We start from the raw sequence: 10,836 nt of genomic DNA, 5'->3' as shown, positions 1-10,836 counted from the left end.
GCCACCCCGCCGCATCGCCACCCCGCCGCACCGTGCAGGCAAAGGTCCCCTGCGGACGCGCTAGGGCATCGTAGGCTGTAAAAGACTAGAACCGGCAGAGCCGCCCACCTCGGAATGTACCTAAAGGAGCCCAGCTATGGATTGGAGCCAATGGGGCCCCGGCTCGATCTCTCACCCTGCCCGCAAAGCACCGCGCAAGGTCGCAGCCCATGTAGGGCTCGTGCTTGAAGACGTTCAAAGCGGTTTCGTTGGCGAGGTGATCCGGACCGAACGCTCCGGTGGCGTCCGGGTTCTCGAGTTGGAAGACGGGCGTGGGGCTCGCCGTTCTTTCCCTGCCGGTTTCGGGTTCTGGATCGACGGTGAACCCGTCGAGATCGTCGAGCCTGCCTCGATAGCGGAAGCTGAACCGGTCACGAAGATCTCGGCATCTGGCTCGGTGTATGTCGAAGGTGCCCGGGCCAAGACAGCCCGTGCGGCACGTATCTGGGTCGAGGGCATCCACGATGCCGCACTCATTGAAAAAGTGTGGGGCCACGATCTGCGTGTCGAAGGCATCGTCGTGGAACCGATGCACGGCGCCGATGACCTCGCAAGCCTCGTCGAAGAGTTCGCCCCCACACAGCAGCGCAGACTCGCGATACTACTGGACCACCTCGTCGAAGGCTCAAAAGAAACCCGTATCGCCGCCGAAGCGATGCGTGTTCCGGGAGCCCGCGAACACGTCCTGATCGTCGGGCATCCATTCGTGGACGTGTGGGAAGCAGTCAAACCTGAGAAAGTGGGGCTCAGAACGTGGCCGCAGATCCCCCGCGGCCAAGACTGGAAACGCGGAATGCTGCGGCATCTAGGGTGGCCTGCTGAAACTGATGCCGACGTGGGGGCAGGTTTCTCCCGCATCCTCGAATCCGTCTCCAGCTACGCTGACCTGCGGCCTGAGCTGCTGGGCAAAGTTGAACACATGATCGACTTCGTCTCAGTTGAGGACTAAGAGGTTCCGGCTGATAGGACTGTTCAAGAAGAACTGAGGACAGACAACTTCACAGTCAGCGAACGTGAAAAGCGACACAGCTGAGTGTTGTCCAGAAGTAGTAGCCCATGTACTACTACAGTCTGATGAGGCTGTAGTAGCTGATGAGTAATATAGTCGACAACTGTTTTCTAGAGAGGAACAAAGCGTGACGAACCCGACACCTGGGCGCCCTCAGCAGCCTCGGGATAAAGAGACGTCGACTGACTCGCTGCCCCTTGCCCCGAGCGAGGACAGGCGCTGGGCCACAGTCTCACATTTCGGGGCGATCGCTGGGTTCATTCCCGCGATGATAATCCACTACCTGTTCAAGGATCGCGGGCCGTTCACCGCCCAAGAATCACGTGAAGCCGTGAACTTCACGCTCCCGCTCACAGCCTTGATGTTCGTCCTGATGCTACTGGCGATATTCATTCCAGGTATCGGTTCGATCTTCTCCGTAGCACTTGTTGTGGTGTGGCTGTATATGACGTTCTCCGGAATCGTCGCCGGCATCGAAGTCAACAAAGGCCGCCCTTACCTGTACCGCTTCAATATGCGCTTGTTCTAATTCTCGCCGCTAATTCTCGATCAGTTCGAGCACTAGACCGTCAGCGAGCAAACGCCCTTTCAACGTCAAGATAAACCGATCACCATCTTCGGGTGTGGGCTTTTCGTTGCCAGCACCATCAACGATGTGACCTAAGCCGCGCGCCACGAACCCGGGTAGGCGCCCGCGCTCACTGAGCGAAAGCATCGAAACAGGAAGCCCGCTGGCCAAGCGAATCGAGAGCATAATGTTCTCAAGATGGCGAGCATCAGCCGAAGGAACTTCCCGCGCCAACGCCGGCGAGACGCCCGCGTCGATGCGTTGCTGATACGCCGAAGGATGCTTCACATTCCACCAACGGATACCCCCGATGTGCGAATGTGCGCCCGGCCCAATCCCCCACCAATCCTGATTACGCCAATACGCAACGTTATGGCGAGCCTGATGCTTCTCAGAGCGCGCCCAGTTGGAGACTTCATACCAACTGAAACCAGCATCGGCGAGTACCGCATCAGCCAGCTCATACTTCTCGGCGTGATCGTCCTCATCGACCATCGGGACCTCGCCACGGCGCATCTGCGCAGCCAGCTTGGTGCCAGGCTCAACAATGAGCGAATACGCCGAAACATGATCCGGCTCCAACGCTAAAGCCGCATCCATGGAAGCCTGCCAATCAGCGATGGACTCCCCCGGCGTCCCATAAATCAAGTCAACAGATACATCCAAGCCAGCATCGCGCGCCCACTGCACCGCCTGCGGTACACGCTCCGGGCTGTGAGTTCGATCCAGGGTAGACAGAACGTGCGGCACCGCCGACTGCATCCCGAACGAAACCCGGGTGAAACCACCGGCCTTCAGTTCAGCGAGCGATTCAGGCGTGACCGAGTCCGGGTTCGCCTCCGTGGTGACCTCCGCATCGGGTGCGACACCATACAGTGAACGCGCACGCTCAAGGATCATGACCAGGTCCCCTGCTGGCAACAAGGTTGGAGTGCCGCCGCCGAAAAAGACCGTTGACAGCTCGCGAGGCACAGCACCAGCGCGACGTAAAACCTCGGCAGAAAAATCCACCTCACGCGCCGCAGCGAGCGCGTACGTGTCTTGGCTTGCGCCATGACCTAACTCAGTAGCCGTATAGGTATTGAAATCGCAGTAGCCGCAACGGACCGCGCAAAACGGGATATGGACGTAGAAGCTCAAAGAACGCTCATGCGCATCCGCGACCGACTCGCGCGTGAGAGCTCCATCGGCTGGGGCGGGATCCCCCTCCGGCAGCTGCGCCATTACTTCTTCTTGCCCCCGTTATCGTCCGAGGACAACGCGGCAATGAAGGCCTCTTGCGGGACCTCAACGCGCCCCACCATCTTCATGCGCTTCTTACCTTCCTTCTGCTTCTCAAGCAGCTTGCGCTTACGGCTAATGTCACCGCCGTAACACTTGGCAAGAACGTCCTTACGGATAGCGCGAATATTCTCACGCGCAATAATGCGGGAACCGATCGCTGCCTGGATCGGTACCTCGAACTGCTGACGAGGAATCAACTCACGCAACCGAGAAGTCATCATCACGCCATACGAGTACGCGTTGTCCTTGTGGGTGATCGCGGAGAAAGCGTCCACGCGCTCACCCTGCAACAGGATATCGACCTTCACCAGATCCGCTTCCTGCGCGCCATCAGCCTGCCAGTTCAGTGACGCATAACCGCGGGTGCGGGACTTGAGGTGGTCGAAGAAATCGAACACGATCTCAGCCAGCGGCAAGCGGTAACGCATCTCCACGCGTTCCTCGGACAAATAGTCCATGCCCATCATGTTGCCGCGGCGGCTCTGACACAGCTCCATGACCGCGCCGATGAACTCAGCCGGGGTAATCACGGTCGCTGAAACCATCGGCTCGGTGATCGATTTCAGCTTCCCATCCGGGAACTCAGACGGGTTCGTCACGTGAACATGCGTGCCATCCTCAGTCACGACGTCGTACTCAACGTTGGGGGCTGTGGAAATGAGGTCAAGGTTGAACTCGCGTTCAAGTCGCTCGCGAATGATCTCAAGGTGCAACAGGCCGAGGAAACCAACGCGGAAACCGAAGCCCAACGCAGCGGAGGTCTCCGGTTCGTACACGAGCGCGGCGTCGTTGAGACGCAACTTATCCAACGCATCACGCAACACCGGGAAATCCGAGCCATCGATCGGGAACAATCCTGAGAAAACCATCGGCTGAGGCTCGTCATAGCCCGCCAAATGCTCGGATGCGGGGTTCGTGAAGTTCGTGACCGTGTCACCGACCTTCGACTGGCGGACATCCTTAACACCCGTGATGAGGTAGCCCACCTCACCAGCTGCCAGGCCATCAGTCGGAATAGGGCCTGGCGAAGAAACACCGATCTCCAACAGCTCATAGCTCACGCCAGAAGACATCATCTTGACCTTCTCGCGCGGCCTGAGCCGGCCATCGACAACACGGACGTAGGTGACCACGCCACGGTAGACGTCATACACAGAGTCAAAAATCATGGCGCGGGCCGGCGCGTCAAGCGTGCCTTTAGGAGCCGGAACATCGCGGACGATCTTCTCCAACAATGCCTCGACACCCTCACCGGTTTTACCCGAAACCCGCAAGACATCATCCGGTTCACAACCGATCAGGTTCGCAAGCTCTACAGCAAAGAAATCAGGTTGGGCATTCGGAAGATCGATCTTGTTCAGAACCGGGATGATCGTGAGCTCATGCTCCATCGCCAGATACAGGTTCGCTAGCGTCTGCGCCTCGATGCCTTGGGCAGCATCAACCAAAAGAATGGCGCCCTCGCACGCGGCCAATGAACGCGAAACCTCATACGTGAAGTCCACGTGGCCCGGCGTGTCGATCATGTTCAGAGCGAATGTCTTACCATCCAGTTCCCACGGCATACGCACTGCCTGCGACTTGATGGTGATGCCGCGCTCACGCTCAATATCCATGTTGTCCAAGTACTGGGCGCGCATTTCGCGAGGTTCAACAACACCAGTCGCCTGCAACATACGGTCAGCCAGCGTCGACTTACCGTGGTCGATATGGGCGATGATGCAAAAATTCCGAATGACGTCCATAGGAGTCTTCGAAGGGACCTGCGGCGTAACGGCCTGAGGGGACACGGAGAGGGCCTCACTTCACACTGCGAAACTCGAACTCCCTTAGTATCTCATGAGCTTCAGTAGCATCTCTAAGGCCTAGAGCCTGAGACGAAGCTAGCTCACGATGCACGCCTCGGCTGCAAGGGGCTACCGGAGCCGTTGAGTATCAGTTGAGTATCAAGAGGGCGGCTGTGGACATAAAATAGTGGGCATGTCTTCCCAAGGCCGATTCTTCACCCAGCTTCTACGCGTGGCGCGCCCGCTCATCAAACGTTTCCTCTCATCCCAAAGCGGTGACCAAACATCAACGCGTGGTCCGCGTCCGTCATCCTCCCCGCGTCCTTCCCGTTCGCACCAGCAGCAGAGTTCGAAACAGCCTCAGCGTTCGCAACAGCCTCAGCGCCAGTCGAGCTCGAGCCGCAACGCCTCTGCTCGTAAGGCACCCGTTACTGCAGGGGCGTATCCGGGCGACTATACGGGCCGTCTCACCGCGGTCTATGATCCGCATCCCGATGGCAATCCTGACCCGGGCGAGGTCGTGTGGGCCTGGGTCCCGTATGAAGAGGACCACAGTCAAGGCAAGGACCGGCCCGTTCTGCTTGCCGGTTGGGATGGTCCGTGGATGCTCGGTTTCATGCTGACCTCGAAAGACCACGATGACCGCCGCGATCACGCCGAGTTCGTCGACATCGGCTCAGGCGCGTGGGATAAAGAACGCAGACCAAGCGAAGCGCGGATCTCACGGGTGATCCGCATCAACCCTGACTCGGTCCGTCGTGTTGGCGCGATTCTCGATAAAAGCCGCTTTGACCTGGTGATCAGCGAGTACAACCGCCACCATTAAAAGGGCGCGTCACTGGAGAGTCACTGGAGAGGGGTAGGCCCGATCCCCAAGCCACGGCTCAAGCGTAGGCGAACGTGGGTCACTGTGGTGCGGCTCATGCGGCATGAACACTCAATGAATGTTAGGATGGTCGCTAGTGTGTCCGCGCGTGGTCGACGGGCACTCGTAGCTACCGGACCCAGTTCCCCACTCTCTCAGTCGTGGTAGCTACGGAACCCTCAGACCCAATTCATCTTCAACACGAAGGAACAACGTGGCGAACATCAAGTCGCAGAAGAAGCGCATCATTACCAACGAGAAGGCGCGCCAGCGCAATCAGGCGGTCAAGTCTGAACTGCGCACTTTCGAGAAGAAGGTCCGCGCTGCAGTTGAGGCCGGCGATAAGGACGCCGCCATCCCAGCTCTTCAGGCTGCAAGCCGCAAGCTCGACAAGGCAGCAACCAAGAAGGTTATTCACAAGAACCAGGCTGCAAACCGTAAGTCGAAGCTCGCTCAGGCCGTCAACGGTCTCTAAACGATCAACCTTGAGTAACCGGTGAGAACACCGGATACGTGACCAGGGGCCCATCCACTCGGATGGGCCCCTGGTTTGTGTTGCGGGCGAAAATGCTCGGTATTCACTAGCCCGGCCGCACTCCCTTCACCTGGGTGGCGAGGTTTAGGAAGCGCGCGGCCCGGCCGCCGCCATCCGGGAGATAGCAATAACGCAGCGTTCCAACGCATACTCGGGGTTGCGTGAAGCGCCTTTGAGCATGTGGTCTGTTGCAGCGATCAACTGAACGGCTTTGGCGATATTGAAAGCAGAGAACCGCCTCGCCGAAGCCTGCGCTTGCTTGACCATCCACGGCGCCATCTTAAGTTCGGATGCCAACTGTCCTGCGGGTGCGGAGCTGCCGGCTACCTTCGCGATCTGCCGGACCTTACCGCCAATCGCGCCAAGCAGCGGAACAGGGTCAAGTCCGCTAGCTAACGCATAACGCAAGAGACTGACTGCTTCGGCTCCCCTACCTGCCACAGCGGCATCGGCCACCGCAAAGCCTGTGGTCTCTAACCGGCCACCAAAATACGTGGTGACCGCATCCACGGTAATGGGTCCGTCGATATCGGAAGCCAACTGGGACACGGCGGCTCCCAGTTCGGCTACATCGCTACCTACCGAATCCACTAAAGCCCTCACCGCTTCAGGATCCACCTTACGGCGCAGACTCTTGAACTCCCCCAGCACGAAGTCTTGACGTTCTTGGTCCTTCTTGAGAGGGGAAACATCGATCACACTAGCGCGTTTCTTCAACACGTTGACTAGCGTTTTTCCGCGTTGCCCACCACTATGATGCAACACAAGGACAGCGTCCTCCTGCGGCGCTTCAATATAGCTGAGCAAATCCTTCTGGAGGGCCTCGTTCATCTTCTCCAAGCCGTGGATTTCAATCAGCGGAGAACCGCCAAACAGTGACGGACTCGAAGCGAGAATGAGCTGGGAAGGTTCGTAGGACTCACCGTCGATCCGGGTCACCTCGATGGACGGGTCCGCAGCCCGGGCCTTGGAACGGACGACTTCAAAAGCGCGTGCGGCTTGATAATCATCGGCACCGTCAAGAAACACCAGCGGGGCCGGTTCAGCTGACCGGAAGTTAGGACCACGCTGCCCACCAGCGGACCTGGTGGCTCGTTTCGAGCGGGCAGGTGGTGTCATCGTGTCTCCTCAACGGAATAGAGCAACGCTAAAGCGCGGATTCTACCTATCGAATGCTACCTGCTGGGGAGCGCTCGTGAAGCACCTGCGCGCCCACACGGTTATCAGCTTCTTCCGTTCCTGAGACAGGCCTGACGATAATGGTGCCTTCCTGATCAGTTCTATGAACGCTCACATTCGCCCGATACAGCGCCTCAAGAATGACTTGGCGGGGATGGCCGTAATCGTTATCAGCGCCTACACCGATCAGCGCGAGGTCAGGCTGAAACTCTTCAATGAGCTCAGTTCCACCCGTAGCCGAACCATGGTGGGCCACCTTCAGAACACGCAGGTCACCGGTAGATCGTTCCAACTTATGCGATCGCAACATCAGCTGAGCTTGCTCGGACTCCAGATCACCCGTGTTGATCAATTCGACCCCCAAACCATCACCGTGAATCATGCGGGCACGCGTCACGACAGATGCACCATTCTCACTGCTGGCCTGCTGCGGTGCCCACAGCACATCGACGCTCCACGGACCGCACGTCATCTGCTCCCCTTCCAGCGCTCGCCGGGCCTGCTCGACGGGAGGACGCCTCTTAGCTGTCCCATAGATGACCTCCCCACTGAGTTCTCGCGTGTTGAGAGCGCCGTCAAGCCCACCCACGTGGTCAAGGTCCAGGTGGGTTATCACCACGCCGCAGAGTTTGGTGATGCCGGCTCGGCTCAAGCAGGCATCGATGTGTGTTGGGTCTGGCCCTGCATCGATCAGTAGCGCGTTGTTCTCATCCCCTATCACCGCGAGCGCATCCCCTTGCCCGACATCGCAAAACAGGATGTCCCCAGCCTGAGCGCGGCTCAGGGCTGGGTCAGGTGCTCGGATGAAGCTCGCCAGAACAAACACGAAAGAAACGATGACCGAAGCCGAGAGGACGATCGCAGCAGGGCGCCGCCCAAACTTGGGTGGGCCTTGTTTAAACCCTCGCTGGCTGTGGCCAACCCCGGGTTGACGGTGCCCTGTATATGGTGATGGGGCCGCTGCGATCGTGGACGCTGAGCGGCGGGCCTGGAGGTCAAGACGCACGTGCGAAAGCCACGCCCGAAGAACATCGGGCCGCGCGCGTTGCGCAAGAACCAGCAGTGTTGCGGGCAGAACCCAACACGTTATGGCCGCAAGCAAGAAACCCCACGGCATTTCCGGCCAGTGATGCATGGGTGCGTGTTCGGCTGAGAACCGTGCCAGCATTGTGATGACGTGTGCCGGCAGCCCCACACATGCAGTTAATGGCCAGCCCCACGGCCAGGGAATCCAGCCGAGCAACATGACACTTGGAGCCGCGAGCCCAACGAGTGCGGCAGCGGGACTCGCTAGAACGTTGATAGGGACGACCCACAAGGATTGAGCAGGGTCCATCGCCACGAGGACCGGTGTGCATGCGATGGTTGCGGCAGCTGAGACGGCGGTGACTTCGGCGAAGAGCCGTGGAAACTTGAGGCCTTGCAACAGTTGTGCAAGTGGATGGGATCCGATCAAGATCCCGAACGTCGCTAGGACGGAGAGCTGGAACGCGGGTGCAACCAGCATCCAGGGGTCTAGTAGTAGAAGCACTGTTGCTGCCAGAGCTAGCAGAGCGATTGCGGCGGCTGGTCTGCCAACAGTGACTGCGAAGGCGCCCACCGCGCCCATGATGCATGCTCGAAGGACCGATGGATCAGGGCCCACGATGTGCGCGAAGGTGATGATCACCGCAAGGATCACCGCATAGCGGGCTATGCCTCGTAGCCGCACAAGCCGACACAGTGAGGTCACGACGAGGACCATCGCCGCAACGTTCGCCCCGGATACCGCGGTGAGATGACTCAGCCCAGATACGACCATGGAAGCAGACAGCTCTACAGACTGGCTGGAGCGATCCCCCACAATCAGGCCTGGGATGAGTGCGCCGGTTTCGCCTCCCCACCGTTGCCCTAGCTTCTGCAGATTCGCTCTGACCCACGCGCTAAACCCCGCGGGAGCGGACGCCTCATCCACCGGAGGCGAGAGTACAGCCACGGACACGGGTTCGGATGCACGTTCACGGTGAGCCTTCACACGTATCCACGCCGTCCACTGTGTACCCACCGCTGCGTTCTCGGGAATCTGCGAGCTCGGCGTAAAGATCACGGCCTCGAATCTCGGCGTATTGTGGCGGGGCTTGCTTTCCTCTCTGAGGCTCGGGCCAGCCTGAACTAACGGCGTTACAGAAACATGCGTCAGCATTGATGGCCCAATATCCCGCGGGGCCTCCGTGACTTCGAGCCGGGCTTGTAACGGGGCATCCGATATGAACGCTTGCGCGTTCAGCCGGCCTTGAGCATCGAGTGCGCAGGATGAGAAAGTTGCGCTCAGCATAATCAACGCCAGGATCGCATGAGAAAGTGCATGTGAGCCCCGAAAGCTAGGGTGCCGCGGGCGCTGTTGCCTGCGATGGCTATGCGCCGAATGTGTTCTCATGCGCAGCACAAAGAACAGGACACCGGCCAGCACCGCACACGTTAGGGCTGCTCCCCAAGCGAATCCGGGTGGGAAGCCGTGCACCGTATAGACCCAGCACACCGCAACGCATGCGGCAGTACCGGATAAAAGCGCTGGCGCTAACGGCTGGAGGGATCGTTGAGGGTCTGGCCCCGGTGGATGAAGAGAGGTTGAGGATACGGCGGCGCGGTCGGCATAGCCGCCTAATCGAGCAGGTGGTTCACTAGTCATAGGAGACCATCGGCTCGATCTTGCTCAAGATCGCTGGCCCGATACCGGAGACCGCATCAAGATCTGCTGGTCCACGGAACGGTCCGTGTTGAGCCTTGAAGTCGAGGATTCTTTGGGCGAGCGCTGGCCCAACGCCTGGCAGTTGTTGAAGCTCTTCAGAGCTGGCCGAGTTGATGCGCACAATGATTTTCCCGCCGGCGCCTGGTCCGGAGGAGCCCCCGCCGGTGTTGAGCCGGCCGGTCTTGCCGCTACCGTCACTCCCGCCACCGCCGCTAACAGGCCCGTTGCTGGCGTGTTCACCTTTGCGTGGCACCCGAATTTGTTCGCCATCGTTGACCGGTGCCGCCAAGTTGATGCCGGCTTGATCGGCCGCCCGGGTCATCCCACCCGCCTGCTTGATTGCGTCTGCAGTGATTGCACCTTGATCCAGTTCATAGAGGCCAGGCTTCTTCACTGCACCCACAACATGGACCCGCAGAAGCCCGCCAGCGGCCTGTTGAGCTGGCCCCTGTTTGGGGGCGTGGTCAGGACTATCTGTACTACCCGGCCCGGAACTGGCGTCTCCAGGTGTCGAGCGAGAATCAGCTTCAGGCTGTGCAGGTGCTTGCCCATTGGCTGCGACCACGCCGGCTGATGTGAGCGCACCGTTGTTGGCAATGAATAGGCGGTAGCCAAGCACAGCCAGCAGAACACACAGAGCGAGTGCGAGCGCGCCGATCCCCCACCGTCCAAGGAGTGGGCGGCGAGGTGGTTCGTCTAGCCATGCGTAATCGTCATAGGAATCTGTCTCATTCGGTTGGCGTAGATGTTGCGGGCTCATGCCCTCAGGCTAAGAAGAATCACAAGCCCGATGCGGCGGCTGTGGATGAGGCCCCGGTGCCACTAGCGCTGGGGATAGTGGA

9 protein-coding genes are annotated in these 10,836 nt (G+C 59.4%); 4 read left to right on the top strand and 5 right to left on the bottom strand.

Annotated features, from left to right (window positions below; all coding sequences use genetic code 11):
* The first annotated feature begins 136 nt into the window (after positions 1-136).
* A complete protein-coding gene (locus HMPREF3160_RS08540; protein ID WP_070508029.1) occupies positions 137-988 on the top strand; it encodes a DUF3097 family protein in 852 nt (283 codons plus the stop codon).
* Positions 989-1,175: 187 nt separating this feature from the next.
* Positions 1,176-1,577 carry a DUF4870 domain-containing protein gene (locus HMPREF3160_RS08535; RefSeq protein WP_035755211.1) on the top strand — a complete coding sequence of 134 codons (402 nt, stop codon included), beginning with the start codon at positions 1,176-1,178 and terminating at the stop codon, positions 1,575-1,577.
* Positions 1,578-1,586: 9 nt separating this feature from the next.
* Here HMPREF3160_RS08535 and hemW read toward each other — a convergent pair whose 3' ends face one another.
* Together hemW and lepA are read right to left on the bottom strand one after the other, a co-directional pair.
* Positions 1,587-2,840: a radical SAM family heme chaperone HemW gene (hemW, locus tag HMPREF3160_RS08530; protein WP_070508028.1), complete on the bottom strand. Its 1,254-nt coding sequence runs from the start codon at positions 2,838-2,840 to the stop codon at positions 1,587-1,589.
* Complete coding sequence (gene lepA / locus HMPREF3160_RS08525) at positions 2,840-4,690, bottom strand: translation elongation factor 4 (RefSeq protein ID WP_070508027.1); 1,851 nt, start codon at positions 4,688-4,690, stop codon at positions 2,840-2,842. The genes hemW and lepA overlap by 1 nt, the downstream gene beginning before the upstream one ends.
* A gap of 190 nt (positions 4,691-4,880) precedes the next feature.
* Between lepA and HMPREF3160_RS08520 the strand changes: the two genes are divergently transcribed.
* Both HMPREF3160_RS08520 and rpsT read left to right on the top strand, forming a co-directional pair.
* Positions 4,881-5,513 (top strand): type II toxin-antitoxin system PemK/MazF family toxin, encoded by a 633-nt coding sequence (locus HMPREF3160_RS08520; RefSeq protein WP_070508026.1) that lies wholly within the window; start codon positions 4,881-4,883, stop codon positions 5,511-5,513.
* Between the two features lie 253 nt (positions 5,514-5,766).
* Entirely contained in the window at positions 5,767-6,027 is a 261-nt protein-coding gene (rpsT, locus tag HMPREF3160_RS08515) for a 30S ribosomal protein S20 (RefSeq protein ID WP_035755205.1), read from the top strand.
* A 144-nt stretch (positions 6,028-6,171) separates the two neighbouring features.
* Here rpsT and holA read toward each other — a convergent pair whose 3' ends face one another.
* The 3 genes from holA to HMPREF3160_RS08500 all read right to left on the bottom strand — a co-directional run bounded on the left by holA (position 6,172) and on the right by HMPREF3160_RS08500 (position 10,754).
* Positions 6,172-7,206, bottom strand: a complete 1,035-nt coding sequence (gene holA, locus HMPREF3160_RS08510; protein ID WP_070492175.1) for a DNA polymerase III subunit delta — start codon at positions 7,204-7,206, stop codon at positions 6,172-6,174.
* Positions 7,207-7,252: 46 nt separating this feature from the next.
* On the bottom strand, positions 7,253-9,580 hold the full coding sequence (locus HMPREF3160_RS08505; protein ID WP_176744726.1) for a ComEC/Rec2 family competence protein: 2,328 nt from the start codon (positions 9,578-9,580) through the stop codon (positions 7,253-7,255).
* 346 nt (positions 9,581-9,926) lie between these two features.
* Positions 9,927-10,754 (bottom strand): helix-hairpin-helix domain-containing protein, encoded by an 828-nt coding sequence (locus HMPREF3160_RS08500; RefSeq protein ID WP_070508024.1) that lies wholly within the window; start codon positions 10,752-10,754, stop codon positions 9,927-9,929.
* Between the last annotated feature and the right edge of the window lie 82 nt (positions 10,755-10,836).

Source organism: Arthrobacter sp. HMSC06H05 (assembly GCF_001807395.1).
In the GTDB taxonomy this organism is placed as follows: Bacteria; Actinomycetota; Actinomycetes; order Actinomycetales; family Micrococcaceae; genus Pseudoglutamicibacter; species Pseudoglutamicibacter albus.
Note: the sequence above shows the minus strand (reverse complement) of the source record. Positions and strands in the feature narration are given on the sequence as shown.

Coding starts and splice junctions, on each gene's coding strand:
- HMPREF3160_RS08540 (WP_070508029.1), top strand. CDS start 137: ATGGATTGGAGCCAATGGGGCCCCGGCTCGATCTCTCACCCTGCCCGC.
- hemW (WP_070508028.1), bottom strand. CDS start 2,840: ATGGCGCAGCTGCCGGAGGGGGATCCCGCCCCAGCCGATGGAGCTCTC.
- HMPREF3160_RS08520 (WP_070508026.1), top strand. CDS start 4,881: ATGTCTTCCCAAGGCCGATTCTTCACCCAGCTTCTACGCGTGGCGCGC.
- holA (WP_070492175.1), bottom strand. CDS start 7,206: ATGACACCACCTGCCCGCTCGAAACGAGCCACCAGGTCCGCTGGTGGG.
- HMPREF3160_RS08505 (WP_176744726.1), bottom strand. CDS start 9,580: ATGCTGAGCGCAACTTTCTCATCCTGCGCACTCGATGCTCAAGGCCGG.
- HMPREF3160_RS08500 (WP_070508024.1), bottom strand. CDS start 10,754: ATGAGCCCGCAACATCTACGCCAACCGAATGAGACAGATTCCTATGAC.